Annotated in this window: 27 protein-coding genes; 15 read left to right on the top strand and 12 right to left on the bottom strand. The window is 73.2% G+C overall.

The annotated features are described in order from the left end of the window. The first annotated feature begins 133 nt into the window (after positions 1-133). The 4 genes from AB0P06_RS12175 to AB0P06_RS12160 all read left to right on the top strand — a co-directional run bounded on the left by AB0P06_RS12175 (position 134) and on the right by AB0P06_RS12160 (position 4,011). Positions 134-802 (top strand): TetR/AcrR family transcriptional regulator, encoded by a 669-nt coding sequence (locus AB0P06_RS12175; protein ID WP_363607096.1) that lies wholly within the window; start codon positions 134-136, stop codon positions 800-802. Beyond that, positions 786-2,420 (top strand): acyl-CoA dehydrogenase family protein, encoded by a 1,635-nt coding sequence (locus tag AB0P06_RS12170; protein WP_363607094.1) that lies wholly within the window; start codon positions 786-788, stop codon positions 2,418-2,420. The genes AB0P06_RS12175 and AB0P06_RS12170 overlap by 17 nt, the downstream gene beginning before the upstream one ends. After that, positions 2,417-3,427, top strand: a complete 1,011-nt coding sequence (locus tag AB0P06_RS12165) for an amidohydrolase family protein (protein ID WP_363607092.1) — start codon at positions 2,417-2,419, stop codon at positions 3,425-3,427. The genes AB0P06_RS12170 and AB0P06_RS12165 overlap by 4 nt, the downstream gene beginning before the upstream one ends. 146 nt (positions 3,428-3,573) lie before the next feature. Next, the gene (locus AB0P06_RS12160) at positions 3,574-4,011 is read left to right on the top strand and encodes a hypothetical protein (protein ID WP_363607090.1); all 438 of its coding nucleotides are present in this window, start codon (positions 3,574-3,576) and stop codon (positions 4,009-4,011) included. 10 nt (positions 4,012-4,021) lie between these two features. On the opposite strand, the gene AB0P06_RS12155 is transcribed toward AB0P06_RS12160, so the two are convergent. The 3 genes from AB0P06_RS12155 to AB0P06_RS12145 all read right to left on the bottom strand — a co-directional run bounded on the left by AB0P06_RS12155 (position 4,022) and on the right by AB0P06_RS12145 (position 6,261). Continuing rightward, the gene (locus AB0P06_RS12155) at positions 4,022-4,858 is read right to left on the bottom strand and encodes a helix-turn-helix transcriptional regulator (RefSeq protein WP_363607089.1); all 837 of its coding nucleotides are present in this window, start codon (positions 4,856-4,858) and stop codon (positions 4,022-4,024) included. A gap of 53 nt (positions 4,859-4,911) precedes the next feature. Then, positions 4,912-5,394, bottom strand: a complete 483-nt coding sequence (locus AB0P06_RS12150; RefSeq protein ID WP_363607088.1) for a DUF2269 family protein — start codon at positions 5,392-5,394, stop codon at positions 4,912-4,914. Positions 5,395-5,544: 150 nt separating this feature from the next. Next, complete coding sequence (locus tag AB0P06_RS12145) at positions 5,545-6,261, bottom strand: 4'-phosphopantetheinyl transferase superfamily protein (protein WP_363607087.1); 717 nt, start codon at positions 6,259-6,261, stop codon at positions 5,545-5,547. Between the two features lie 295 nt (positions 6,262-6,556). Here AB0P06_RS12145 and AB0P06_RS12140 point away from each other — a divergent pair, with 295 nt between their 5' ends. Next, positions 6,557-7,954 carry a choice-of-anchor A family protein gene (locus tag AB0P06_RS12140; protein WP_363607085.1) on the top strand — a complete coding sequence of 466 codons (1,398 nt, stop codon included), beginning with the start codon at positions 6,557-6,559 and terminating at the stop codon, positions 7,952-7,954. Between the two features lie 98 nt (positions 7,955-8,052). Here the strand turns inward: AB0P06_RS12140 and AB0P06_RS12135 are convergent, their stop codons facing one another. Continuing rightward, positions 8,053-8,916 (bottom strand): helix-turn-helix transcriptional regulator, encoded by an 864-nt coding sequence (locus AB0P06_RS12135; protein ID WP_363607084.1) that lies wholly within the window; start codon positions 8,914-8,916, stop codon positions 8,053-8,055. A gap of 218 nt (positions 8,917-9,134) precedes the next feature. Between AB0P06_RS12135 and AB0P06_RS12130 the strand changes: the two genes are divergently transcribed. Continuing rightward, complete coding sequence (locus tag AB0P06_RS12130) at positions 9,135-9,308, top strand: hypothetical protein (RefSeq protein ID WP_363607083.1); 174 nt, start codon at positions 9,135-9,137, stop codon at positions 9,306-9,308. A 125-nt stretch (positions 9,309-9,433) separates the two neighbouring features. On the opposite strand, the gene AB0P06_RS12125 is transcribed toward AB0P06_RS12130, so the two are convergent. The 3 genes from AB0P06_RS12125 to AB0P06_RS12115 all read right to left on the bottom strand — a co-directional run bounded on the left by AB0P06_RS12125 (position 9,434) and on the right by AB0P06_RS12115 (position 12,206). Beyond that, positions 9,434-9,931 (bottom strand): hypothetical protein, encoded by a 498-nt coding sequence (locus tag AB0P06_RS12125; RefSeq protein ID WP_363607082.1) that lies wholly within the window; start codon positions 9,929-9,931, stop codon positions 9,434-9,436. 155 nt (positions 9,932-10,086) lie between these two features. Beyond that, positions 10,087-11,310 (bottom strand): kynureninase, encoded by a 1,224-nt coding sequence (gene kynU, locus AB0P06_RS12120; protein WP_363607081.1) that lies wholly within the window; start codon positions 11,308-11,310, stop codon positions 10,087-10,089. A gap of 56 nt (positions 11,311-11,366) precedes the next feature. Then, complete coding sequence (locus AB0P06_RS12115) at positions 11,367-12,206, bottom strand: tryptophan 2,3-dioxygenase family protein (RefSeq protein ID WP_363607080.1); 840 nt, start codon at positions 12,204-12,206, stop codon at positions 11,367-11,369. A 189-nt stretch (positions 12,207-12,395) separates the two neighbouring features. Between AB0P06_RS12115 and AB0P06_RS12110 the strand changes: the two genes are divergently transcribed. Together AB0P06_RS12110 and AB0P06_RS12105 are read left to right on the top strand one after the other, a co-directional pair. Then, complete coding sequence (locus tag AB0P06_RS12110) at positions 12,396-12,830, top strand: Lrp/AsnC family transcriptional regulator (RefSeq protein WP_363607079.1); 435 nt, start codon at positions 12,396-12,398, stop codon at positions 12,828-12,830. A 69-nt stretch (positions 12,831-12,899) separates the two neighbouring features. Next, the gene (locus tag AB0P06_RS12105) at positions 12,900-13,433 is read left to right on the top strand and encodes an NADPH-dependent FMN reductase (protein WP_363607078.1); all 534 of its coding nucleotides are present in this window, start codon (positions 12,900-12,902) and stop codon (positions 13,431-13,433) included. Between the two features lie 31 nt (positions 13,434-13,464). Here AB0P06_RS12105 and AB0P06_RS12100 read toward each other — a convergent pair whose 3' ends face one another. Both AB0P06_RS12100 and AB0P06_RS12095 read right to left on the bottom strand, forming a co-directional pair. Beyond that, the gene (locus AB0P06_RS12100; protein ID WP_363607076.1) at positions 13,465-14,097 is read right to left on the bottom strand and encodes a MarC family protein; all 633 of its coding nucleotides are present in this window, start codon (positions 14,095-14,097) and stop codon (positions 13,465-13,467) included. A 23-nt stretch (positions 14,098-14,120) separates the two neighbouring features. After that, positions 14,121-14,429, bottom strand: a complete 309-nt coding sequence (locus AB0P06_RS12095; protein ID WP_363607074.1) for a barstar family protein — start codon at positions 14,427-14,429, stop codon at positions 14,121-14,123. 118 nt (positions 14,430-14,547) lie between these two features. On the opposite strand from AB0P06_RS12095, the gene AB0P06_RS12090 reads away from it, so the two are divergent. Then, the gene (locus tag AB0P06_RS12090; RefSeq protein ID WP_363607072.1) at positions 14,548-15,117 is read left to right on the top strand and encodes a DoxX family protein; all 570 of its coding nucleotides are present in this window, start codon (positions 14,548-14,550) and stop codon (positions 15,115-15,117) included. An 82-nt stretch (positions 15,118-15,199) separates the two neighbouring features. Here AB0P06_RS12090 and AB0P06_RS12085 read toward each other — a convergent pair whose 3' ends face one another. After that, a complete protein-coding gene (locus AB0P06_RS12085; protein WP_363607071.1) occupies positions 15,200-16,309 on the bottom strand; it encodes an NlpC/P60 family protein in 1,110 nt (369 codons plus the stop codon). A 196-nt stretch (positions 16,310-16,505) separates the two neighbouring features. Here AB0P06_RS12085 and AB0P06_RS12080 point away from each other — a divergent pair, with 196 nt between their 5' ends. Further along, positions 16,506-17,180, top strand: coding sequence for a hypothetical protein (locus AB0P06_RS12080; RefSeq protein WP_363607070.1), 675 nt, complete (start codon positions 16,506-16,508; stop codon positions 17,178-17,180). A gap of 327 nt (positions 17,181-17,507) precedes the next feature. Further along, positions 17,508-19,307, top strand: coding sequence for a glycosyl hydrolase family 18 protein (locus AB0P06_RS12075; protein WP_363607068.1), 1,800 nt, complete (start codon positions 17,508-17,510; stop codon positions 19,305-19,307). A 136-nt stretch (positions 19,308-19,443) separates the two neighbouring features. Here AB0P06_RS12075 and AB0P06_RS12070 read toward each other — a convergent pair whose 3' ends face one another. Further along, entirely contained in the window at positions 19,444-20,004 is a 561-nt protein-coding gene (locus tag AB0P06_RS12070) for a MarR family transcriptional regulator (protein ID WP_363607067.1), read from the bottom strand. Positions 20,005-20,136: 132 nt separating this feature from the next. Between AB0P06_RS12070 and AB0P06_RS12065 the strand changes: the two genes are divergently transcribed. The 4 genes from AB0P06_RS12065 (at position 20,137) to AB0P06_RS12050 (ending at position 24,772) form a co-directional block, all read left to right on the top strand. Beyond that, complete coding sequence (locus tag AB0P06_RS12065; protein ID WP_363607065.1) at positions 20,137-21,444, top strand: MFS transporter; 1,308 nt, start codon at positions 20,137-20,139, stop codon at positions 21,442-21,444. Positions 21,445-21,588: 144 nt separating this feature from the next. Continuing rightward, the gene (locus tag AB0P06_RS12060) at positions 21,589-23,193 is read left to right on the top strand and encodes a phospholipid carrier-dependent glycosyltransferase (RefSeq protein ID WP_363607064.1); all 1,605 of its coding nucleotides are present in this window, start codon (positions 21,589-21,591) and stop codon (positions 23,191-23,193) included. 3 nt (positions 23,194-23,196) lie between these two features. Further along, positions 23,197-23,976 (top strand): ABC transporter permease, encoded by a 780-nt coding sequence (locus AB0P06_RS12055; RefSeq protein ID WP_363607062.1) that lies wholly within the window; start codon positions 23,197-23,199, stop codon positions 23,974-23,976. A gap of 211 nt (positions 23,977-24,187) precedes the next feature. Continuing rightward, entirely contained in the window at positions 24,188-24,772 is a 585-nt protein-coding gene (locus tag AB0P06_RS12050) for a TMEM165/GDT1 family protein (RefSeq protein ID WP_363607060.1), read from the top strand. A gap of 8 nt (positions 24,773-24,780) precedes the next feature. Here the strand turns inward: AB0P06_RS12050 and AB0P06_RS12045 are convergent, their stop codons facing one another. Next, on the bottom strand, positions 24,781-25,902 hold the full coding sequence (locus AB0P06_RS12045) for a peptidoglycan-binding protein (protein ID WP_363607058.1): 1,122 nt from the start codon (positions 25,900-25,902) through the stop codon (positions 24,781-24,783). Positions 25,903-26,037 lie beyond the last annotated feature (135 nt).

Genomic DNA, 26,037 nt, shown 5'->3' with positions numbered 1-26,037 from the left:
CGCACACGAAGGGGTCACCCGTCGGCACCGGGCCGGCGGGCGGCCCCTTCCCGTGGGCGCGCGGGGTGGAGCGTACGCGGGCGCACAGGGCGCACCCCTCCCCGAAGCGGTGAATCAGTGCTTCAATACTTCTATGGCCTACCGTCGCACGCCCGCCGTACAAGCCCGCCTGGACGCCCAGCGCGAGGCCGTACTGCAGGCCGCCGTCGGGCTGCTCGCCGAGCGCGGCTACGGCGGCTGCTCGATGGCCGCCGTGGCGGACCGCACCGGGATCGCCACCGGGAGCCTGTACCAGCACTTCGCCGGCAAGGCCGAGCTGTCCGTCGAACTGTTCCGTCGGGTGGTCACCCGCGAGATCGCCGCCGTCACCGCCGCCGTCGCCTGCCGGGAGACCCCGCGACAGCGGATCGCCGCCGTGGTCGAGACCTTCGCGACCCGCGCCCTGCGCGCGCCCGTACTCGCCTACGCGCTGCTGGTCGAGCCGGCCGACGCCGTCGTGGACGCCGAACGGCTGGTGTTCCGGCGGGCCTTCCGCGACGTGATCGCCACCGAGATCGCCGCCGCCGTGGCGGCCGGCCAACTGCCCCGCCAGGAGCCGGAGCTGACCGCCGCCGCGCTGGTCGGCGCGGTCGCCGAGGCACTGGCCGGCCCACTCGCGGCAGCCCCTGAAGCCGCTGCCCCCGCAGCCGCTGAAGCCGCCACCCCCGAAGCCGCCACCTCCGGCACCGTGCCCGAGGTGGTCCCGGCCCTGGTCTCCTTCACCCTGCGTGCCCTGGGAGGACGCGATGACAGCGACGCATGAGGTCACCAACCAGGTGCCCCTGCCGTACGGACACGACACCGCCGCCGACCCGTCCCTGCTCGCCGCCCTGCACCGGGCCGGCGCCGGCTGGGCCGAACCCGAACTGCGCGAACTCGGCCGCCTGGCCGGCTCCGAGCAGGCCGCCGAGTGGGGCCGGCTGGCCAACGAGAATCCGCCCGTGCTGCGTACCCACGACCGCTTCGGCCACCGGATCGACGAGGTCGAGTTCCACCCGGCCTGGCACGAACTGATGCGCACCGCCGTCGGCCACGGCCTGCACGCCGCCCCCTGGCGCGACGAACGGCCGGGCGCGCACACCGCCCGGGCCGCCAAGTTCTTCGTCTGGAGCCAGGTCGAGGCCGGCCACACCTGCCCGATCTCGATGACCTACGCCTCGGTGCCGGCCCTGCGCGCGAACCCGGCCCTGGCGGGCGAGTTGGAGCCGCTGCTGGCCGCCACCGAGTACGACTTCGGGCTGCGCGAGCCGCACGGCAAGCGCGGCCTGATCGCCGGCATGTCGATGACGGAGAAGCAGGGCGGCTCGGACGTCCGCACCAACACCACCACCGCCACCCCGCACGCCGACGGCACCTACCGGCTCACCGGCCACAAGTGGTTCACCTCCGCCCCGATGTCGGACCTCTTCCTGACGCTGGCCCAGGCGCCGGGCGGTCTCAGCTGCTTCATGCTGCCGCGGGTGCTCCCGGACGGCGGACGCAACCGCCTGCTCCTCCAGCGGCTCAAGGACAAGCTGGGCAACAAGTCCAACGCCTCCGCCGAGATCGAGTACGACGGCGCGGTCGGCCTGCTGGTCGGTGAGGAGGGCCGGGGTGTGCGGACCATCATCGAGATGGTCAACATGACCAGGCTCGACTGCACCATCGGCGCCGCTTCCGGCATGCGCCTCGGCGCCACCCGGGCGGTCCAGCACGCCCTCCACCGGCGGGCGTTCGGCAAGGAGCTGATCGACCAGCCGCTGATGCGCAATGTGCTCGCCGACCTGGTCGTCGAGTCCGAGGCGGCCACCACCGTCGCGATGCGCCTTGCCCGGTCCACCGACCGGGCCCTCGCCGGGGACGAAACCGAGGAGCTGGTAAGGCGGTTGGGGCTGGCCGTCGCCAAGTACTGGGTCTGCAAACGCGGTCCGGCGCACGCCGCCGAGGCGCTGGAGTGCCTCGGCGGCAACGGCTACGTCGAGGAGTCCGGTATGCCCCGGCTCTACCGGGAGGCGCCGCTGGTCTCGATCTGGGAGGGCTCCGGCAACGTCGCCGCCCTGGACGCGCTGCGGGCCATGGCCAAGCACCCGGAGACGGTCGAGGCCTTCTTCGGCGAACTGGACGCGGCCGCCGGTGCGGACCGCCGGCTCGACGCGGCCGTCGCCGGACTCCGCAAGCAGCTCGGGGACACGGCGGACCTGGAGTACCGGACGCGCCGGCTGGTCGAGTCGATGGCGCTGGCCTTCCAGGGCGCGCTGCTGGTCCGCCACGGCAGTCCGGAGGTGGCCGACGCGTTCTGCGCCTCCCGCCTCGGCGGTGACCACGGCGCCGCCTTCGGCACCCTGCCCGCCGGCCTCGCGGTCGGGACGATCATCGACCGCGCCCGTCCGGTACCCGCGTGAGCGCCGCCACCGCCGGGCGGCCGGAAGGCCCCGGCGGGCGGCGCGCGGAGGCGGCCGAGGTCCGCGCCTTCTGGCAGGGCCTCGGCCTGCCCGGCCTGATCGACGTCCACACCCACTTCATGCCGAAGAACGTCCTCGACAAGGTCTGGGCGTACTTCGATCGGGCCGGCCCGCTGGTGGACCGGCCCTGGCCGATCACCTACCGCGAGGACGAGGCCGAACGCGTCCAGCGGCTGCGGGACTTCGGCGTCCGGGCGTTCACCTCGATGCTCTACCCGCACAAGCCGGGCATGGCCGGCTGGCTCAACGCCTGGGCCGCCGACTTCGCCGCCCGCACCCCGGACTGCCTGCACACCGCGACCTTCTTCCCCGAGCCCGGCGCGCCCGGCTATGTGGCACGGGCCCTGGCGGACGGGGCCCGGGTGTTCAAGGCGCACCTCCAGGTCGGCGGGTACGACCCGGCGGACCGGCTGCTCGACGAGGTCTGGGGCCTGCTCGCCGAGACCGGCACCCCCGTGGTCACCCACTGCGGCTCCGGTCCCGTCCCCGGCAAGTACACCGGCCCCGGTCCGGTCGGCCGGGTGCTCGCCCGCCACCCCCGGCTCAACCTGGTGGTCGCCCACCTGGGCATGCCCGAGTACACCGACTTCCTCGACCTCGTCGAGCGCCACCCCGGCGCCCGCCTCGACACCACCATCGCGTTCACCGACTTCGCCGAGCGCGACACCCCGTTCCCGGTCGCCGAACTGCCGCGCCTGCGGGGCCTGCGGGAGCAGGTCCTGCTCGGCAGCGACTTCCCCAACATTCCGTACCGGTACGTTCACCAGCTGGACGCGCTGGCCCGGCCGGGCCTGGGGGAGGAGTGGCTGCGGGCCGTCTGCCACGACAACGCCGCCCGGCTGTTCGGCCTGGCGGACGCCGGAGGCCCGGCCCACCCGGCCCGCCCCGGGGGCCGGGCGGCGCCCGAGGGGGGCGTACCGCTTCGGCGCACCGGGCCGTACGCCTGACCCGGTGGGCCATGACCTCGGAGGTGCATGACCTCGGAGGTAATCGACGGCCGGCGGCCGGCCGGGCAGGGTGGGGAGCACCCGGTGCCGAACGCGGCGCCGGGCCCCGGCCCCCTGCCCCGACTCCTCCCGGAGGTTGATCCGCCATGTCCGCGAACACCCTGCCCGGCGGCCGTACCGCCCTCACCCCCGTCGACGCCCCGTGGAAGGCCCTGCGCGGCTTCCTGGCCCTGGACGCGGTGGTCAGCGGCGGCAACGGCCTCGCCTATCTGGCCTTTCCCGGACAGCTCGGTGACCTGCTCGGCGCAGGCCGCGCCACCCTGCTCGGCCTCGGCGCCGTCCTGGCGGTGTTCGGTGCCGCGGTCGGCGTCCTGGCCGCCCGCCGGCGACCGCCGCGGCTCGGTGTGCTGGCGGTGATCGACATCAACCTGGCCTGGGTGGTGCTCAGCCTGGTGGCGATGGCGGCCTGGCTGGAGCCGACCACCACCGGGCTGGTCTGGATCCCGCTGCAGGCCGCCGTCGTGGCCCTGTTCGGAGCCCTGCAGTTCACCGCCCTGCGCCGGACCGGTGCGCTCTCCCGCTGACCAGGCCGCGCTACGCCCGGGGCACCGCTTCCGGGGGCGCCGCCTCCCGGAGCACCGCCGCGGTCTGCGCGTCGGCCGGCAGGAAGGTCTCCATGGCCAGCTCGGAGACGGTCACGTCCATCGGGGTGTTGAAGGTCGCGACGGTGGAGAGGAACGACAGCACCCGCCCCCGGTACGCCACCCGCAGCGGCAGCGCGAACGGGAAGAGCTCGGCGATGTCCTCGTCGGTGTCGTCCAGCAGCCGGTTCGCGGGCTCGGGGTAGGCGCTGACCTCCTCGTACAGCGCCCGCAGCGGCGCCGAGCGGACCAGCTCGATCTGGCGCTCCATCCGTTCCAGCAGGTGCCGCCGCCACTGCCGCAGGTTGGCGATCCGCGGTGCCAGCCCCTCGGGGTGCAGGGTGATCCGCATCGCGTTGAGCGGCGGTGCCAGCAGCCGGGGGGCGACCCCGTCGAGCAGGACGCCGAGCGAGCGGTTGACCGCCAGCACCCGGAAGACGCCGTCGACGACCAGGGCGGGGTACGGGTCGTGTGCGGCCAGCAGCCGCTCCATGCCGCCGCGCAGGGCGTCCATCGCCGGGTCGTCGAGCGGGGTCTCCGGGTAGTGCGGGGCGTAACCGGCCGCCAGCAGCAGCGTGTTGCGTTCCCGTACCGGGACGTCCAGGTGCTCGGCGAGCCGCAGCACCATCTCCTGGCTGGGCCGGGACCGGCCGGTCTCGATGAAGCTGATGTGCCGGGCCGAGGAGTCGGCCCGCAGGGCCAGTCGCAGCTGGCTGAGCTGCCGCCGCTCGCGCCAGCCGCGCAGCAGCGCCCCCACGCCCGTACCGGTTCCGGTCTCCGCCGTCGTCATGCCAGGACGGTACTACCGGGAGACCGGACCGCAGTGGCCGAACCGTGGCGTTCTCAGACGCCCGTGGTCGAGCCCGGCCGGATGATCATCAGGACCACGACCACCGCCCAGAGCAGGTTGAACACCCCGGCCGTCATCGGCAGCAGGCGCAGCCCCTGCACGGCCTTGCCGTGTTCCGGGTCTTCGGCGCCGAGGTCGAGCGCGTCCACCGCCGCCTGCTGTGCGGGCAGCACGAACAGCAGCAGCGAGAGCGCGGCGAGGGCCGTGAGCACCATCGAGACGATCATCCAGGACTGCCCGAGCACGTCCATCACCTGGGCGACGCCGATGCCCATCACCGGGACGGCGATCCCCAGCAGCGCGTAGACCTGGGTGATCCGGTGCAGTACCCGCAGCACGCCCGCGTCGGCCGCCCCGTCGGGCCCGCCGGCGAGCGCGGCCCTGGCCCGGCGGGGGAACATGCTGACGGCCACCGCGACCGGGCCTATGAACAGCACCGAGGCGAGGACGTGCAGGCTCAGCAGGAACTTGGCCATGGCGGGGACACCCTTAATCCGACGTCGGGCTGCGCGACGGGCACACCCGGCGCGGGCAGCCGGGGCGTCCGGTTCCGAAGCCCTGAGCACGCACGCTAACACCGCTTATCCGGGGCCCCGCCGGTCGGGTGGCCGTCCTTCGCGGGCTGTTCAGCGGGCCGTCGGCGGCGTCAGCGCGACCACCCGCGGCGCGACGGTGCTCACGGCCGAGACGGCCGCGCCGCCCAGGTCCTCGTCGGCCCAGTCGAGCAGGTGGAGGTCCTGGTAGCGGCTGCGCAGCGGCGCACCCGGAGGGACGTCGAGCGGCAGGGCGGAGAGGTCGACGGCGGCGAGGGTGTCCAGGCTGGTCCGGCCGAGTTTGATCAGCGACTCCTTCCGTACCCAGAGCCGCAGGAACGCCCGATCCGGCTCCGGGTGCGCCTCGACCAGGCGCAACTCTGCCGGGGCGAGTACCCGTTGGGCGACCGGGAGAAGCGATCCGCCGCGCGTCGACAGCTCGACGTCGACGCCGACCGGCTGATGTCCGGCGGCGGCCGCGACCACGCCCTTGGTGTGCGAGAGGCTCACCTCCACGCCCGGGTGGTCCGGCAGGTACGGCTTGCCGTGGTCGCCCTTCCCGCAGTCCGGGCAGTTCTGGGCCAGGGTCAGCCCGGCGGCCGGGACGCCGAGCAGCCGGGCGGCGCAGAGCCGGACGAGGATGTGCGCGGCGGTGAAGTCCACCCGTCCCGACTCGTGCCGGAAGCGCGCGGCGCGCTCGAGCTCGACGGCGGTGAGCAGGTGCTCGCCGGCCTCGGGGTGCCGCAGGACGTCGGCGCTGGCCGCGACGGCGGCGAGCGGGGCGTTCTGGTCCAGGTCCTCGGAAGTCATGCTTCCCAACCTAGCGGGGTCGGCGAAAGGACGGGGCCGCTGCGCCGGCCGGATGATTTCCATATCACGCCTGATGGTCTGTAGGGTATAGATAGTCCGATTTGGGGTTGGATGTCCCGGATCGGCCGGGATTACCCGGTGATCGGACGAAAACGTGGCAGGAGTTGTGAGGCCTGCCCTTTTCCATGTGCGGAGGAATGTGTCGATGGGTCAGGGCACCGGTACGCCGGATCACAGAACGACCGCCGTGAAAAGTCCGCCGACGGCCCGCAGGCGTCGGGCCGTTCGGGTGGCGGTGGCCACCACGCTCGCCGTGCTGCCGATGGCCGCGGTGCTGACGGTCGGTTCGGCCGCCCCGCTGGCGCCGCCGCTGGGCGCCTGCACCGGGCCCGACTGCCCGGCCACCTGGCCGCCGCCGAACAACGGCGACTTCACCGGCCGGGACTCCACGATCAACATCTTCACCGGTGGCAACTACACCGTGAACGGCCGCGCCGCCGAGGCCGAGGGCAAGATCGTCACCCTGGGGAACCTGACCGTCGACAAGAGCCAGGGCGGCGGCGCCTTCAACATGGGCGTCGTGGGCGTCGGCTCGCGCGTCGTGCCGCCCAACGGCAGCGACTTCGTCACCGTCGGCGGCAACGTCGACGTGGTCACCGGCAACCAGATCCTGATCGGCGGCAGCGACTCCACCGGCCCGGCGTTCGGCAACCTCCGCTACGCCGGCACGCTCTCCGGGATCGTCAACATCGACCCCACCGGTCAGGCGATCAAGGACCCGAACGCCGCCGCGCCCTACCAGGCGGTGCTCTCCCAGATCGAGGAGGCCTCCACCTGCGCGGGCCAGGCCACCGCGACCGGCACGGTCGCGGTCACCAACAGCGAGGCGACCTTCACCGGTGACGGGACCAGCATGCGGCAGGTCTTCAACGTCACCGGAAACCTGGGCACGGCCACCCAGCAGATCGGGCTGGTCTTCAACAACATCCCGGCCGGCGCCACCGTCGTCGTCAACATGCTGTCGGACAACGCCATCATCAACACCTACACCGGTACCGGTCTGCCGGGCGACCCGACCACCGACATGCGCTCCAAGCTGATGTGGAACTTCCCCACCTCCACCAACGCGCAGATCCTGGGGAGCGCGCAGTTCCAGGGCTCGGTCATGGCGGGCAACGTGGGCGGCACGACCACGATCGCCACCCCCGGTCTCAACGGGCGGGTGTACCTGGCGGGCAACCTGATCCAGACCGGCAGCGGCGGCTACGAGATCCACAGCTACCCGTTCGACGGGGACCTGCCGGACTGCACCACGTCGCCGAGCGCGTCGCCGACCTCGCCGTCGTCCTCCCCGACGTCGCCGAGCGCGTCCCCCACCTCGCCGTCGTCCTCCCCGACGTCGCCCAGTTCGTCGCCGACCTCGCCGTCGTCCTCCCCGACCTCGCCGAGCGCGTCCCACAGCCCGTCTCACAGCGCGTCCCACAGCGCGTCCCCGACCTCGTCGAGCCCCGCGCCGACCAGCCACCACCCGAGCGGCCACCACTCGAACAGCCACCACCCCGGTGGTGGCGGTGAGCTTCCGTCGACCGGAGCGGGCAACGCGCCGGTCGTCTTCGGCCTGGCCGGTGTCGGCCTGCTGGGCCTCGGCGGTCTGGCCGTCCTGGCCGCCCGTCGCCGCGGACGCCACAGCTAGGGCTTGTCCGGCGGCTCGACAGTACTGAACGACGGTCAGGCGGCCCGGTTCCCGAACCGGGCCGCCTGACCGTCGTCGTATCCGGCCGGGCCCGGCGCTCAGCATCCCCGCGGGCGCCGGTCGGCCGGTGCCGGGGTGATGCCGGCGGCGCGGGACAGTGTGCGCAGCGCCTCGGCGGAGGGGGATCCGGGGGCGGCCGTGTAGACGAGTACGACCTCGTCGGGGCTGTCGGTCAGCCGGAGGGTCTCCCAGGAGAGCTCCAGCCGGCCGAACGGCGGGCAGATCAGACGGACGGTCGAGTGCGTGGTTTCGAGGACGAGCTGTTCGGACCAGAGCCGGCGGAAGTCCTCGCTCCGGGCGGTCAGCTGCCGGATCTCGTCGGCGAGGGCCGGGTCATGCGGCCGCTTTCCGGTCTCGGTCCGCAGGTAGGAGACGGCTTCGCGGGCCTTCGCCTCCCAGTCGGCGTAGAGGCGCCGGGCGCGGGGGTGGGTGAAGACCAGCCGCCCGACGGTCCGCTGCCCGGCGGGGATCCGGGAGAAGTCGGCGAAGACCGCGGACGCCAGCCGGTTCCAGGCCAGTACGGTGCCGCCCGGGCCGACCAGGTAGGCGGGTGTGTCGATCATCGAGTCGAGGACGTGCTGCACACTGGGCCGGACGCCGGCGCGGCTCGTCTTCTCGTGTCCGGCGGGCGGCCGCGCGAGGCTGTGCAGGTACCGGCGTTCGCCCGGACTCAGCCGGAGGGCGTCGGCGACGGCGTCGAGGACGGCGTCCGACACCTGTGAGGCGTGGCCGCGTTCGAGCCGGATGTAGTGCTCCAGGCTGACGGCCGCCAGTTCGGCTACCTCCTCGCGGCGCAGCCCGGCGACTCTCCTCGGCCCGTGGCCGGACAACCCGACGTCGTCGGGCCGCAGCCGGGCCCGGCGGGAGAGCAGGAAGTCACGGAGAGCGCCGGAGGGGTCCACGTCAACGATTGTTCATCGTGGTGTCGCGCGATCACCAGGGGTCGGTCGAGCCTGTCGGCCCCGCGGCATGGATTCGCCGGGTCGGCAAGGGCGCGGCATGACCTCCCGCTCTCGGTCCGGACGGGTGATCCTCGGTCCGTCGCCCCTCACCGGAGGGGCCGCTTCACCGCTTGTCGGCGCCGATCGATCCGGCGCCGGCCCATGGAGAGGGACCGTCTGTGGCTCGTACCACCACCCGCACCCGCAAGCACCGGGCGGCCGTCGCGGCCGGCGTCCTCGTCGCGCTGATCGGGATCGGCGCCGGCACGGCGGGCAGCGCCGCCGCCTACTACAACCCGAAGGCGGTGTGCGACATGCAGAGCATGCCGTCGAGGCCCAAGCCCGTGTGTTGACGGACCGCTGAGTTCCCTGCGCCCCGCCAGAGCCGCCTTCTGCCCGGCGGGGCGAGGACCCGTACCCCGCGACGACGGGACGCCGGTCCTCGCGGCAGGTACCCGAGGGGCGCCGAGGCTCCGGCTCAGCGCTCGTCGAAGAACCGCTCCACGGTGCCGCGCCGGGCGGCGACGGCGGCCAGCGGCTCGCCGACCACCCGTCCGGCCAGCTCGACCGCCAGCTCGCCGACCTCCGCCTGGAGCGAGACCGCCGCGAGCGCCTGGTCCACGGAGATCCGGGCGCCCGCCTCCGCGACCAGCCGGTCGCGCTCGCGGATGCCCTCCTCGCGGGCCGCCGCGATGATCGCCGCACCTTGCCCGGTGGCCTCCTGGCGGATCCGCGCGGCCTCGTGCCGGGCGTCCGCCAGCTCCTGCCGGCAGGTGTCCAGGGTCCGCTCGGCCTCGGCCCGGATGGCCTCGGCCCGCTCCGTGCGCCCCTCGATGGCATCCCGCCGCTCGGCCAGCACCCGTTCCGCCCGCGGTAGCAGCAGCCTGCCCAGCAGCCAGAACAGCAGGAAGAAGCAGACCAGACCGACGATCAGCTCGGCAGGTCCGGGCATCAGCGGGCCGAGTTCCAGGTCCATGCGTCCCCTCCTGCAGTATGATGACCAGTCAAATATCAGCCTGCCCAGGTTCACCGCCGCCGAACCCCGGCCGGAGTCGCACCAGCCCCGCCCACGCGCGGCAGGCCACCGGCCCGGCCGGGCCCAGGGTGCGGGCGGCGAGGGTGATCCCGCCCTCAGGTGACCTCGCCGCGCCGGCCGAACCGCTCCTGCCGCCACTCGCCGGACTCCAGTACCCCGGCCAGGTGCCGGGCCGCGTCCCAGACGTCCGTGTACGTGAGATAGAGCGGGGTGAAGCCGAAGCGCATCAGGTCCGGGGCGCGGAAGTCCCCGATCACCCCGCGTGCGATCAGCGCCTGCACCACCGGGTAGCCGTCGGCGTGCCGGAGGGCGATCTGGCTGCCGCGCCGGGCGTGCTCGCGCGGGGTGGCCACCTCGATCCCGTCCAGCCCCTCCACCAGGGCGACGAACAGATCGGTCAGCGCCAGGCTCTTCGCCCGCACCGCGCCCAGGTCGGCGCGCTCCCAGACGTCCAGGCTCGCCTCCAGCGCGGCCTGGCCGAGCAGCGAGGGCGAGCTGGTCAGGAACCGCCCGATGCCCGCCCTGGCGTCGTACCCGGGCTCGAAGGCGAACGGGCGGGCGTGCCCGAACCAGCCGCTCAACGGCTGGGCGGCGGCGGCCTGGTGCCGCCGCGCCACGTACAGGAAGGCGGGCGAGCCGGGGCCGCCGTTCAGGTACTTGTAGGTGCAGCCGACCGCGAAGTCCGCGCCGCCGGCGCCGAGTTCGACCGGCAGTGCGCCCACCGAGTGGCAGACGTCCCAGATCATCAGGGCGCCCGCGGCCCGCACCCGGGCGGTGATCCCGGGCAGGTCCAGCAACTCGCCGGTCCGGTAGTCCACATGGGAGAGGACGACGGCGGCGACCTCGCCGTCCAGGTGCCGGTCCAGTTCCTCCGGCGCGACCAGCACGCTGCGGGCGCCCTCGACCAGGCCGGTCACGCCCTCGGCGATGTACAGGTCGGTCGGGAAGGCCGCGCCGTCGCCGAGCACGGTGCGGCGGCCGGGGCGCAGCCGCAGCGCCGCCGCGAGCACCTTGAACAGGTTCACCGAGGTGGTGTCGCAGACCACCACCTCGTCCGGTTCGGCCCCGACCAGCGGCGCGATCCGTCGGCCCAGCCGGTACGGCTGCTCGAACCAGCCCGCGTCGTTCCAGCTGCGGATCAGCTCCCGGCCCCACTCCTGCTCGACCACCCGCCGCACCCGCTCGGGGGTGCCGGCCGGCAGCGCGCCGAGCGAGTTGCCGTCCAGGTAGACGACGCCCTCGGGCAGGGCGAACTCCCGGCGGAAGTCCGCCAGCGGGTCGGCGGCGTCCAGCGCCGCGCACTCCTCGCGCGTGATCACGGCGGGTCCCTTTCTCTCCGGCTCCGTCAGCCCCGGCAGCACCGTCGGTTCCGTCGTCACAGCTCGTCCCGGACGGTCCACAGCTCCGGGAACACGTCCTGCTCGGCGGACCTGCGCAGCCAGGCGAGGCCGCTGGAGCCGCCCGAGCCCGGCTTGGCGCCCATCGAGCGCTTCACCGCCGCCAGGTGGCGCCGGCGCCAGCGGGTCACCCGCTCGGCGACGTCCAGCAGCGCCTCGGCGAGCGCCTTCAGGTCGGCGAACCCGGGCTCGGTGTAGACCCGCCGCCAGGCCGCCTCCACCGCAGGCTCGGCCCGGTACCGCTGCTCGGACGGTTCGGCGGGCCCGACCGGCAGCGCCAGGCCGCGCCGGGCGAGCAGCGCCAGCGCGTCGTCGTAGAGGCCGGGGGAGCGCAGCGCCGCGGTCAGTTCGGCGTGCGTCCCCGGCGCCTCGTCGTACATCCGCAGCAGGGCGGCGTTCTTGTTGCCCAGCAGGAACTCCAGGTGCAGGAAGGCCGAGGACTGGAAGCCCGAGGCCTCGCCGAACACCGGGCGGAAGGCGTTGAACTCCTGCGGGGTCATGGTCGCCAGCAGGTCCCAGGACTCCACCAGCACGTCCTGGACGTGGGTGCCGCGCCGCAGCGCGGCCAGCGCGGCCGGCAGGTCGTCCTCGCGCAGCGCCCGCTGGGCGAGCGTCCACTCGTGCCGCAGCAGGTCGAAGAGCAGTTCCATCACCTGGGTGGTGACGATGAACGACAGCTCGGCCGGCACCTCGCTGCGCGGGTGCTGCAGGCTGTGCAGCTCCTCCAGCCGTACGTAGCGGGCGTACGGGGTGCCTCGACCCGGCTCCCCGTCCCGACCGAACGACAGGTTGGGTGTTTCCACCGTGTCGTGCCCCATCGTGATCCCTCCTGGTGACCCGGACGCCGCCGGGGGCCCCATTGTGCGGCGGTCCCTGCCCGTTCTTGAATGGGCTTCGGGCACGGCAACCGCATCCGTGCTTATCGTTCAAGAGGTCTTTCCGTCGGTCCTCCTTACGATCGCAAAACAGCGGGATCCAGCCACTCGACCCACCCGCCGGGAGCCGCCATGGACGCCGTCGACCGCCGCCTGCTCGCCGAGCTGCAGGCCGATGCCCGGCTCTCCTACAACGAACTCTCCCGCCGGGTGAGCCTGTCCGCACCCGCCGTCGCCGAGCGGGTGCGCCGGCTGGAGGCCGACGGGGTGATCACCGGGTACCACGCCCACGTCGACCTCGCCCGGGCCGGGCTGCCGATCACCGCGCTGGTCCAGCTCCAGTGCTACGGCCCCCGCTGCGTGCTGCGCGATCCGGCGGTGGCCCGCTGGCCCGAGGTGCTCCAACTGCACCGGGTCACCGGCGGGGCCTGCTGCGTGCTGCTGGTCGCGGTGCCCGCGATGGCCGATTTCGAGGCGCTGATCGACCGCCTCGGCGGCTACGGCCAGCCGGCCAGCTCGATGATCCTCTCCAGCCCGGTGCCCTGGCGGCCGGTGGTCGCGCCGTAGAGTGCCGGGCCCGGACCGGGCACGCACGTGGTGGGACACGCTCCGGCAGCGGCCGGTAGGTTCATCGCCATGCCGATCAACCGTCACGTCCTCCTGATCCCCGGCAGCCTGCGCGCGGGCTCCACCAACGAGACCGTGCTGCGCACCGCCGCCGCAGTGGCGCCGGAGTCCGTCACCACGACGTACTACACCGGGCTGGCCGGACTGCCGCACTTCAACCCCGACCACGACACCGACCCGCTGCCGGAGCCGGTCGTCGAGCTGCGGGCCGCCATCGAGGCCGCCGACGCGCTGCTGATCTGTACCCCCGAGTACGCCGGCACGCTGCCGGGCTCGTTCAAGAACCTGCTGGACTGGACGGTCGGCGGGATCGAGATCTCGGACAAGCCGGTCGGCTGGATCAACGCCGCCGCACCGGGCCGGGGCCAGGGTGCCGAGGCCGCGCTGGGCACCGTGCTCCGCTACACCGGCGCCGCCCTCGTGGCGGACGCCTGCGTCCGGGTCCCGCTGGACCGCAAGGACGTCGGCCCGGACGGCCTGGCCGCCGACCCGCTGGTCCGGGCGCGGATCGGCGAGGTCCTGGAGCTGCTGGCCGCCGGCTGAGCCGGACCGCCGCGGCGCCCGCCGGGCGGGCTCAGTGCCCGTCGGGCAGGTGCAGGCCCAGGCCCGCCAGGCCGGTCAGGAACAGCTCCACGCCGACCGCCGCCAGCAGCAGGCCGAGCAGCCGGGAGAGCACCTCCAGCGAGGTGCGGTGGGTGCGCTGCATCAGCGGGGCGAGCAGCGCCACACAGACGTAGTTGATCACCACGACGGCGATGTACGCCCCGGCGACGGTGACGCGCCAGCCCCAGTCGTTCTTGGCGAGCGAGCCCACCAGCACCGCCGTCACCGCGAGCGGGCTCGCGATGTAGGGCAGCAGCAGCTCGCGGATGCCGTCCACCAGCGGGTTGGGCAGGTGCTCGGTGTCCTCGTCGCCGCCGCCGAGGTGGATGCCCAGGACCAGCGCGAGGGCGTAGATGAAGAAGATCGCGCCGCCGGCCAGTTGCAGGGACTGGTCGGAGATGTGGAACAGCGAGGTGACGAAGTCCGCGCTGAAGGCGAGCAGCAGGCCGACGACGGCGGAGATGATCGTGCTCCAGGCGGCCAGCCTGCGCAGCTCCCCGGTGGTGCGGGTGGAGGCGAGCCGGGCGAAGGACAGCAGGACCTTGGGCGGACCGACGACGGCGAAGAAGGCGATGAAAGCGCTGCTCAGGTTGAAGACGAACATGGGGCAAGCATGACCGGGGCGATTTACCGCAGATCGACCGCCACGCCTCCGGCGCGGAGTGTGTCGAGGATCGCGTCGAAGTAGCTCAGGGCGCGTTCGCCGAGGAAGACCGTGCCGGTCAGGTGGCTGCGGGCGATGCCGGCGTCCCGCCAGACCAGGGTGAACGGGGGCGTGGGGCCGAAGCCGCCGCGCAGGCAGTCGGCGAGCGCGTCGAGGTTCCCGCCGTAGTAGCCGCCGGGGCCGTTCAGGGCCGCCCCCAGGGCGGTGTAGAAGGCCTCGCGGTCGGTGATCGTGCCGCCGCCCAGCCGGTACTCGGGTTGCCGCCGGGTCATCGGGACTCCACTCCTCACTGCTTCGATATTCGCCCGGATGGCGGTCCCGAGTCGAGCCGGCTCGCCCTTTCGGCTGGGATGGAAGCCGGACCACCCTCCGCTGGAACGAGGATTCGACATGTGTCTGAACCGCAAGGATCTCGGTCTGCTGGCCCTGCGCGGCGCTGTGGGCGGGGTGCTGATCGCGCACGGCACCCAGAAACTGTTCGGCTGGTTCGGCGGCGCCGGCCTGGAGGGCACCGCCAAGGCGATGGAGCACATGGGCTTCCACCCGGGGCGGCAGAACGCCCTGGCGGCGGGCCTCGGCGAAGCGGGTGGCGGCGCGCTGCTGGTGGCCGGGCTGGCGACGCCGGCGGCCGGTGCGGTGGTGGCCGGCACCATGGCGGGGGCGGTGGCGGTGCACGCCCCGGCGGGCTTCTTCATGACGTCCGGCGGCTACGAGTACCCGGCGTTCCTCGGCGCGACCGGGCTGGCGCTGGGCGTGTCCGGTGCGGGGCGGTACTCGCTGGACCATCTGGCCGGGCACGTCCTCGACCGGCCGTGGATCGGCGCGGTGTCGTTCGTGGCGAGCGCGGCCTCGGCGTACTGCGTGGTGGCCCGCCGCCGGCACGTGGTGCGGCTGCGCGAGGAGCGGTCCGCCGTGGAGGCGGAGGAGGTGGCGCGCGAGGAGGGTTCGGGGCTGTCCTGAGGACCGGTCCCGCCTCCGTACGGCCACCCGGCCGGAGCGGGACGTCGGACCGGCCGACGTCCCGCTCCGGCCGGGGCCCGGGTCAGACCCGGACCGCGCCCGCGTACGGCATGCTGTCGAGCGGGACGACCTCGACGTTCTTGCCGGTACGGGGGGCGTGCAGCAGCTTGCCGTCGCCCGCGTAGATGCCCACGTGGTGGATGTCCGGGTAGTAGAACACCAGGTCACCGGGTTGCAGCTGGTCCCGGGAGATCTTGGTGCCGATCCGGTACTGGTCCTGTGAGGTGCGCGGGATCTTGATATTGGCCGCCGCGTACGCGGTGACGGTCAGTCCGGAGCAGTCGAAGCCGCTCGGGCCGACGCCACCCCGGACGTACGGCTTGCCGAGCTGGGCGTAGCCGAACGCCAGGATGTCCTTGGCCCGGCCGGCGGACGGGGCCGCCGGGGCGGACTGCGGGGTGCCGGAGGCGCCCTCGCCGTTGCTGCCCGGGGCGTCGGAACGGTTGGTGCCGCGGGAGGCGGCCTGCTGTGCGGCGGCGGCAGCCTGCTGGTTCTCGCGCAGGACCTTGGCCCGCTCGTCCGCCTTGAGGCCGTTCAGGATGCCCTGCACCTTGGCGAGCTTGGCCTGCACCTCGGTCTTCTTGGCCGCCAACTGGGCCCGGTTGCCGTCGAGTTCGGCGAGCCGGGCGGCGGTCTCGGTGCGCAGCTGGTCGATCTTGCGCTGGTCGGCCTGGAGCCGGACCAGGGTGGCGGACTGGTCGGCGGTGGCGGCCTCCTGGAGGCCGGCCCGGCCGAGGTAGTCCTCGGGGCTGGAGCTGAGCATCAGCTTGACCGTGGGGTCGATGCCGCCGGTGCGGTACTGCTCCCCGGCCACCGTGGCGAGCGACTCGTGCACGGTGTTGATCTTCGCCTGCTGGTCGGCCAGTTGCTGCTGGAAGGTGCCGGCCTGGGCCTCCAGCTGCTGCTGGCGCTCCTGGAGTCCGTTCTGCTGCTCGGTGGCGACCTCCACCTCTTCGTACAGGGCGTCGACCTCGCGCTGTACCTGTTCCAGGGACGGTTTGGCCCCGGGGGCCGGGGTGGAGGGCGCCGCGTGGGCGACGGTGCCGGAGAGCAGTAAGGCACCCCCGGCGGTCAGGGTGAGGGCGGAAATGCGTTGCCGGTTGCGGGTTTTCGGGAGGCGGTGCTGGCCCATACGCTGAGGCTCCTGGGGGGCTGGGAGAGATCAACAAGTCCGATAATCCAGAAAATTAATAGTTCTACCGCTATGTCAGCAAGCCGTCGGGCCCTCACCCGTACGTATCAGCCCTGCTGGCGGACCCGGTCCGGGGCTCGGAGGGTGGGCGTGGAGTGTGCCGGGCAGCCCGGCGCCGGGCAGAATCGAGGACCCCATGGATCGCCAGCCGCCCACCAGGACGACCACCACCGGCCGGCCGACCGCCCCGGTGCGGGTGACCGCGCAGGACGTCACCGCCCCCGCGGTCCGGCACCGGAGCCGGGCCGTGGCCGCCGCCCTGGCCGCGGCCGTGCTCGGCGCGGCGGCACTGGCCGGCTGCTCGTCCAGGGGCAAGCCGAACGGTGCCATCGCCTCCGCGGTGGAGAAGGGTGCCTCCGCCGCGGCCTCCGCCGCCGCCTCCGCCATCTCCGCCGCCGCCTCCGCCGCGGCCTCCGCGGTCGGCTCGGCCGCGGGTGGGCTCTCCTCGGCGGCCGGCGCCGCGGCCGGCGGGCTCTCCTCGGCCGTGGCCTCCGCGGAGGCGGCGGCCTCCTCGGCGATCGCGGGCGTCAAGGGCGGCCTGGACGCCAAGGCGGACGTCGCCGCGGGGGCGGTGACCACGACCCCGGACGGCAAGGCGGAGGTGCCGCTCACCGTCACCAACCCCGAGCAGCAGGCCAACCGGTACGTCATCCAGATCAACTTCACGGACGCCTCCGGCAACGTGCTGGACGCGACGGCGGTCACCGTGTCGGATGTCGCCGCCGGGCAGAGCGCCCAGGCCACCGCGCGCAGCAACCGGGACCTCACCGGCACGGTCAAGGCGGTCGTGTCCAACGCCGTCCGGTACTGACCCGCGTCACCCGGTCCCGCGCCGCCGCTCACCCGCAGGTCAGCGGCGGTGCGGCCGGGGCGGGTGAACCTTAACGGCGGCTCAAGCGTCAACATCACCCCTTGACGGGGGAGTTGGTCTAGTCCATTTTAATCCCCAGGTGCAGGGAGCCCCTGAACCGGCGTCAGCGGTCCGTACCGCTGGCGCCGGTTCGGCATATCCCGGCGTCCGTCAGGCATGTTTCCGCTCGATTCCCTCCCCCGTTCTGTCATGCCCTGGTCGTACGGCCCCACCCCGTACGGGTTCGCCAGGGCGGCGGAATCCCCCACAACAAGGAGTCACGCACCCATGCTCCGTTCACGTATCGAAAGGGCCGGGGCACCGGCCCAGCAGGGCGGCCGTCGACGCCGCCCGAAGAGCCTGGCCGCCCTCGCGGCCGGCACGACCGCCTCGCTGCTGCTCGGCACGGGCCTCGCGCTCAGCGGTGGCGCCGCGGCCAACGCCGCCGTCACCAACAGCACCGGCGCGCCCGCCACCAGCGGCGGCCTCAAGGTGGCCTACTTCGACCAGTGGTCGATCTACGGCAACGCGTACTACCCCAAGACGATCCAGGACACCGGCGTGGCCGGGAACCTGGACTACCTGATCTACTCGTTCGCCAACATCAGCCCGACCGACCTGGGCTGTTTCCAGGCGACCAAGGCCGCCAGCCAGGACGACAACAACCCGAACGCGGGTGACGGCGCGGCCGACGCGTTCGCCGACTACCAGAAGAGCTTCGGCCCGGACATCTCGGTCGACGGCGTCGGCGACGCCTGGGGCCAGCCGATCGCGGGCAACTTCAACCAGCTGAAGAAGCTGAAGGCGAAGAACCCCAACCTCAAGATCCTGCTCTCGATCGGTGGCTGGACCTACTCCAAGTACTTCTCGGCGGCGTCCGCCACCGACGCCTCGCGCAAGCACCTGGTCTCGTCCTGCATCGACATGTTCATCAAGGGCAACCTGCCGGTCGACGCCGGCTACGGCGGCCCGGGCTCGGCGGCCGGCATCTTCGACGGCATCGACATCGACTGGGAGTACCCGGGCGGCGGCGGCCACACCGGCAACGGTTCCAGCCCGGCCGACAAGCAGAACTTCACCCTGCTGCTGAAGGAGCTGCGCACGCAGCTCGACGCGCAGGGCAAGGCCGACGGCAGGACCTACGCCACGGCGGCGGCGGTCGGCGCCGGCCAGGACAAGATCATGAACATCGAGACGGACAAGATCGCTCCGTACCTCACCTTCCTCGATGTCATGACCTACGACATGCACGGTGGCTGGGACGCCAAGGGCCCGACCAACCACCAGGCCCCGCTGTACTCCGGTCCGAACGACCCGAGCACCCCCGTCAAGCCGGGCAGCGGCAAGTACTCGATCGACAGCGCCATCAAGGCGTACACGGTCGGTGACAAGGAGTACGGCATCCCCGGCGGCTTCCCCGCCAACAAGATCAACATGGGTGTGCCGTTCTACTACCGCGGCTGGACCGGCGTCGCGAACAACGGCCAGAACGGCCTGTTCCAGCCCGCCGCCGCGCCCGCCACCGGCGCCGCGATGTCCGGCAACATGCCCGGCATCCAGATGTACAAGGAGCTCACGGGCTTCGTCGACAACCCGTCCAAGACCTTCTGGGACGACACGGCGAAGGCCACGTACTTCTACGACGGCAACACCTTCTGGTCCGGCGAGGACGCCAAGTCGATCCAGGCCAAGGTGGACTACGCCCACTGCAACGGCCTCGGCGGCTCCTTCGCCTTCTCGCTGTACGACCTGGGCACCAAGACCGCGCTGTTCGACAAGATGGTCCAGGCCACCAACGGCTCGTCCGCGTCCTGCCCGGCCCCGCCGACCACGACGCCGCCGACCACCCCGCCGACCACGCCGCCCACCACTCCGCCCACGACCCCGCCGACCACGCCGCCCACCACGCCGCCGACCACCCCGGCCGGCTGCTCGGGCGCCCCGAGCTGGGACGCGGCCGCCACCTACGCCACCTCGACCAAGGTGTCCTGGAAGGGCCACTTCTACACCAACAAGTGGTGGACCAAGGGCGACGACCCGGCCGCCAGCGGTGCGTGGGGCGTCTGGACCGACAACGGCCCCTGCTGAGGCCGGTACCACCGGGCGGCTGACCCGCCCGTACATCTGAGGGCCTGACGGACCCTCGCACCACGAGTCCGGCCCGCCGGGGGAGCTCCCCCGGCGGGCCGGACTTCCGCGTGTGCGGGCAGGTGTGCGGGCCGGGTCAGGCCAGGTCGTCGGTGCGCCCCAGCGCGTCGGGCTGGGTCTCCTCGATCCGCCGCAGCATCCGGGCCAGCAGCGCGGACAGCTCGGTGCGCTCCTCCCCGGCGAGGTCCTGGAGCAGCTCCTCCTCGAAGCCGGCGGCCATCCGCATCGACTCCAGCCACTTGTCGCGGCCGTTCTCGGTCAGCTCGATGATCACCCGGACCCGGTTGGCCTCGTCCCGTTCCCGGGTGACCAGGTCCTCGGCGACCATCCGGTCGATCCGGTGGGTCATCGCGGCCGGGGTGAGTCCGAGCCGCTTGGCCAGCTCGCCCGGGCCGAGCCGGTACGGGCTGCCCGCGACCACCAGGGCCTTGAGCACCTCCCACTCGGCGGAGGTGATCCCGAGCACATTCAGCTGCCGGCCGTACGCCACGCCCATCCGCCGGGCGACCCGCGAGAGGGTCTGCACGATGGTCTCCACCTGTGGGTCCACGGTGGGGAATTCCCGCTGGTAGACGGCCACCTGCTCGGCGACTCCCAGCTCGTTGGCGGTGGCCGGGGCGGGCTTCTCTGCAGTCATGCGGACCAGTGTCGCATGAAGCGGTGCACTCCTTAAGCCTTTGACTCCACACTCTTCCGGATGCTAAGACTTTAGCTCTGAAATCTTCTGGGCTTAAGAGTATCCAGCGAAACTAGTGAAGGGGTGTGCACGGTGACCGGCACGGTGAAGCAGCAGAGGCAGCGGCGTCATGGGGCGGGCGGCCCGCTGCGCCGCGTCCAGATCGGCAACGCGCTCAGCGCGTTCGGCAGCGGATTCACGATGCCGTACATGTTCGTGTACGTGGACCAGGTGCGGGGCCTGGGCTCGCTGGCCGCCGGGATGGTGTTCACCGTCTTCGCGCTGGCCGCGCTCGCCGTGCTCCCGTTCACCGGCCGCGGCATCGACAGGTACGGCCCGCGCCCGGTGCTGCTGGCCGGCGCGACGCTCGCCGCCACCGGCGCGTTCGCCTTCGGCCACGCCACCGGCACCCCGGCCCTGCTGGTCTCGTCCTTCCTGTTCGGCGCGGGTGTCACCACCTGCCAGCCGGCGCTCGCCACGATGATCGTCCGCTGCTCGACCACCGCGACCAGGTCGCACGCGTTCGCGCTGCAGTTCACCCTGATCAACCTGGGCATGGGCATCGGCGCGCTGGTCGGCGGCCAGATCGTCGACGTCGCCGACCCGGCCAGCCTGACCCGGCTGTTCACCATCGAGGCCGTGACCTTCCTCGGCCTGGCCCTGGTCACCGGCTCCGCCCGGATCCCGGCGCCGGCCCCGGTGTCGGTCCAGGAGCGGACGGACGGCCCCCAGGGCCTGCGCGCCCTGGTCACCGACAAGGCGATGCTGCGGCTCTGCGTGCTCGCCGGGCTGATCTTCTTCGCCTGCTACGGCCAGTTCGAGTCCGGCGTCGCGGCCTTCGCCACCGACACCGTCGGCACCGCGCCCTCCACCCTGGGCCTGGCGATCGGCGCCAACGCCGTCACCATCGTGGTGCTGCAGATGTTCGTGGTGCGGATCACCGCCCGCCGCCGCCGCACCACCGCGATGGCCGCGGCCGGTGTGGTCTGGCTCGGCGCCTGGGCGATGGCCCTGGTCGCCGGCCTGATCCGGACCGAGACCATGGCCGCCACGGTCGCGATCGTCTCGATCTACGCCCTGTTCGGTGTCGGCGAGTCGCTGCTCGCCCCCACCATGGGCCCGATGGTCGCCGAGCTCGCCCCGGCCCGGCTGCTCGGCACCTACAACGCCGGGTACGCCCTGGTGAAGCAGATCGCGATCGCGGTCGGCCCGGCCGTCGGCGTGCTGCTGGTCGGCTCCGGCACCTGGCCGCTCTACCTCGCGGCGATGGCCGGCTCCACCCTGCTGATCGTCGTCATGTCGATCCGGCTGCGCCCGCACCTCACCGCGGCCCAGGACAACGCCGCCCCGGTCGTGGTCCGCACCCCCGTCCCCGTCCGGGAGCTGCAGACCGCCGCCTGACGACACCGCCCGACGGGCGCCGCCAGGGTCACCTGGTCGGCGCCCGTCGCGCTTGGATTCACGACCACCGGCACATAGTGTCAGTGGCTGTTGAACGCCCGGCCCAGGCCCGGCACAGGCGAGACAGGCGAAATCGGCGAGGCTATGACGCAAGCGGCGCTCACGCACCCACCGGCAGCACCCCCGGCCCCCGCAGCCCCCGCACCGGCTCCGCGGGGGCCGCTGCGCTGGGCGGCCGACCGGGCCGGCTGGCTCGGGCCGATCGGTGTGGCGGTCTTCGCCGGCCTGCTCCGGTTCTGGAACCTCGGCTATCCCGACTCCTTCGTCTTCGACGAGACGTACTACCCCAAGGACGCCTGGTCGCTGCTCCAGCAGGGCTACGAGGGCACCTGGCCGGAGAGCGCCAACGCCGACATCCTGGCCGTCCCGCAGCACGTCCCGCTGACCTCCGCGCCCGAGTTCATCGCCCACCCGCCGCTCGGCAAGTGGGTGATCGCGATCGGCGAGTACGCCTTCGGGCTTCACCCCTTCGGCTGGCGCTTCATGACGGCCCTGCTCGGCACCGTCACCGTGCTGATGCTGGCCCGGATCGGCCGCCGGCTCTTCGGCTCGACCCTGATCGGCTGCACCGCCGCCCTGCTGATGTCCGTGGACGGCCTCCAGCTGGTGATGAGCCGGGTCGGCCTGCTGGACGGCGTCCAGATGTTCTTCGTCCTCGCCGCCTTCGGCAGCCTGCTGATCGACCGCGACCGCACCCGCGCCCGGCTCGCCGCCGCCTACCCCGACGGCGACCTGGTCCGCCTCGGCCCGCGCCCCTGGCGGATCGCCGCCGGCGTGGCCCTCGGCGCCGCCTGCGCGGTCAAGTGGAACGGCATCATGGTGCTCGCCGCCTTCGGCCTGCTCACCGTGCTCTGGGACCAGTCCGGCCGCCGCTGGGCCGGTGCCCGCCGCCCCTGGCGCTCGATGCTGCGCCGGGACGCGCTGCCCGCCTTCCTCGCCACCGTCGGCTCCGCCCTGGTGGTGTACGTCGGTGCCTGGGGCGGCTGGCTCGCCACCGGCGGCGGGTACGACCGGCACTGGGCGGACGGCCGGGCCGGGCTCTCCCCGGACAGCCTCCTCGGCATCGGCCTGCCGCAGGTCTCGATGAGCTGGGTGCCCGCGCCGCTGCGCAGCCTCTGGCACTACCACTCGCAGATGTACGACTTCAATACCGGGCTGAGCACCCCGCACACCTACCAGTCCAACCCGTTCAGCTGGCTGGTCCAGGGCCGCCCGGTCTCCATGTACTGGGAGCAGGTGCCCAACGGGCAGCAGGGCTGCACGGCCTCCGGCGGCTGCGCCGCGCAGATCCTCGGCCTCGGCACCCCGCTGCTCTGGTGGACGGCCTGCGTCGCCCTGGTCTACCTGCTGTGGCGCTGGTTCTTCCGCCGGGACTGGCGCTCGGGCGCGGTGCTCTGCGGCGTCGCCGGCGTCTACCTGCCGTGGTTCCAGTACCAGGAGCGGACGGTCTTCTCCTTCTACATGGTCGTGCTGGTGCCGTTCCTCTGCCTGGCCGTCGCCCAGATGCTCGGAGCCATGGTCGGTCCGGCGGGCTGCTCGCCCGAGCGGCGCCGGATCGGCGCGGCCGGGGCCGGGCTGATCGTGCTGGCCATCGTGGCCTGCTTCGCCTTCTTCTACCCGCTCTACACGGCGGAGGTGATCCCGATGACGTCCTGGCAGGACCGGATGTGGTTCACCAGCTGGATCTGACGGATGACGGTTCTGGCGGCCGGGCAGTCCCAGCTGCTCCCCGTCACCCCCGTGCTCGGGGTGGTCACCGCGGTGCTGCTGGCCGCCGCCGTGGCGGTGGCCGGGTGGGGCCTGCTCGGGCACGGGCACGCGGTGCTGCGGGCCGGACTGCGCGCGGTGGTGCAGCTGGCCGCCGTCGCGCTGGTGATCACCTGGGTGGTCTCCTCGCTCTGGTGGTCGGCGCTGTTCGTCCTGCTGATGTTCGCGGTCGCCGTCCGCACCGCGGGACGGCGGATGACCCCGGGCCCGGACTGGGTCTGGGCGGCCGCCCCGATCGGCGCCGGGGTGCTGCCCGTCCTCGGGCTGCTGTTGGCCGTCGGGCTGCTGCCGCCGAAGGGCCTGTCCGTCATCCCGGTGGCCGGCATCCTGATCGGCGGCGGGCTCAGCGCGACCTCGCTGGCCGGCCGGCGGGCCCTGGACGAGCTGCGGCAGCGGCACGGGGAGGTGGAGGCGGCGCTCGCCCTGGGCTTCGAGGAGCGCGACGCCCGGCTGGAGATCTGCCGCACCGCGGCAGCCACCTCGCTCGTCCCCGCCCTCGACCAGACCCGGACGGTCGGCCTGGTGACGCTGCCCGGCGCGTTCGTCGGCATGCTGCTCGGCGGGGCGTCGCCGGTTCAGGCGGGCGCGGTGCAGCTGTTCGTCCTGGTCGGCCTGCTGGCGGTGGAGACGGTGGCGATCGTGGTGGTGCTGGAGCTCGTCGCCCGCGGGCTGGTGGGCCCGGGGGAGCCCCGCGTCATCGGGTAGGCTTGGGCGCGTTGAAGGGGAGTAGCCCTCCACCGGACCGTCGACATACTGGCCCCCAGGGGCCCGGCGCCCGGGGCACCGCGATCCGTTCCGGTGCCGGCGAGACCTTCGGCCGCAGTGCTGTGAACCATGACCAGCGCTGTCGGGCCGAAGCCTCCCCCGCCGGAGCCGCCGAGGCCGGGCAGCCCGACCGAGGGAATCCAGACCCCCGATGAGCCTGACCGTAGCCGCAATCACCTTCGGCATCGTCTTCCTGGCCGAACTGCCGGACAAGACCGCCCTGGCAAGCCTGATGCTCGGCGCCCGCTACCGCGCGAGTCACGTCTTCGCCGGCATCGCCGCCGCCTTCGCCCTCCAGGTCGGTATCGCCCTGGTCGCCGGGCACCTGCTCTCCCTGCTGCCGCACCGCTGGGTGGAGGGCGTCACCGGCGCGCTCTTCCTGGCCGGGGCCGCGATGCTGCTCTTCCACGGCGGTGACGACGAGGACGGCCACGCCGCCAAGGAACCGTCCGCGAACAGCTTCTGGAAGGTCGCCGGGGCCAGCTTCGTGGTCGTCGCGATCGCCGAGTTCGGCGACCTGACCCAGATCATGACCGCCAACCTGGCCGCCAAGTACGCCGATCCGCTGGCCGTGGGCCTGGGCGCCTGGCTGGCGCTCTGCGCCGTCGCGGGGATCGCGATCGTGGGCGGGCAGAAGCTGCTGAAGCACGTGCCGATGAAGATGATCGTCCGGGTGGCGGCCGGTGTGATGGTGCTGATGGCCGGGTTCAGCATCTTCCAGGCGATCACCGGCTGACGCCGGGGTCAGCAGCTCGGGGGGCTCTGCTCCAAGGCCGCGCGGGTCTTGGGGCCGTACTCCCCGTTCTCGCCCTTGATCTTGTTCGCCTGCTGGAAGTTCAGCACCGTATTGCGGGTCCACCAGTCGAAGAAGCCGGTGGCCAGCGACTTGTCGACGGTGCCGCAGGAGGCGGCCACCAGCCGCAGTTGCATGTCCTTCACACTCGCGCCCGTCATACCGAACGTGAGGGTCTGCGGGGTGGTCGTCGGGCTCGCGCTCGTCGTCGGTGTCGGCGTCGGGGTGGTCGTCGGGCTCGGCGGGGCGGGGGGCGGGTCGGCCGGGGCCGGGGGAGCGGCCGGGGGCGGAGTGGGGGCCATCGGGGGCGGGGTGGCCGCCTTGGTGGGGCTCGCCTTGGCCGTCGTCCGGCTGGGGGACGGGCTCGGGGCCTCCGCCTCCGTGGTGGACGGCGGAGCGCTCGGGCTCGGGTCCGCCGGGGTGGTCGGGTCCACCGGTGCGGGCGCCAGGGTGGTGGAGGGGGCGGGCCGCGCCTGGTGGTCCGGCTCCTTGGAGGGCGTCACCGCGTACGCCAGACCGATGGTGACCGCCAGCAGCCCGGCGCCGGCCGCCACCAGCAGCCCCTTGCGGCGGGCGAGCGGGCCCTGTTCGGCCTGTTCCGCGGCCCGGCGGGCGGCCCGGCCACCACCGGCCGGCTCGGGTGCGCCGGGTGCCGAGTGGGCGAACGGGAAGAAGCCGATCTCGTCGTCGGCCGGCTCCGGCTGCTCCTGCGGGTGCTGCGGGTGCTGCGGGTGCTGCGGGTGCTGGGAGTGCTGGGGGTGCCGGGGCGGGGCCGGCGGGGGTACCGACATCACCGGCGGCAGCACGGTCGTCGCGTAGGCGTCCGCGTCGGGCCCGGGCGGCGGGGCCACCGGGGGGAGCACGGTGGTGGCGAACGGATCGGCGGGCGCGTCCGCCGACGGGCCGTCCACGATCTGGCCGACCGCCTGCGGCACGTACGGGCGCACCAGCGGCGGGCCCTCCAGATGCGGCAGGACGGCGGTCTCGGCGAGGCTCGGATCCGGGAGATCCGGGAGGCACCTGCACCCGGCGGAGCGCGCGGTGCCGCACGTCGGGCAGTGCTGGTCCGGCATCGACCGGCCCTCCTCGGTTCTCGCTCGGTACTCGGATGTTTCTCGGGTTGGCGAACGCGCCCGGGCACTCCCGTACGCGCCTGATTATGCAGGACCGTCCCCAAGGGGGGACAGGGGCGTCCGGCCCGCCGTGGG

Source organism: Kitasatospora sp. NPDC088351, assembly GCF_040685575.1.
Lineage (GTDB): Bacteria > Actinomycetota > Actinomycetes > Streptomycetales > Streptomycetaceae > Kitasatospora.
The sequence above is the reverse complement of the archived record's forward strand: the minus strand, read 5'-3'. Positions and strand labels throughout refer to the sequence as shown.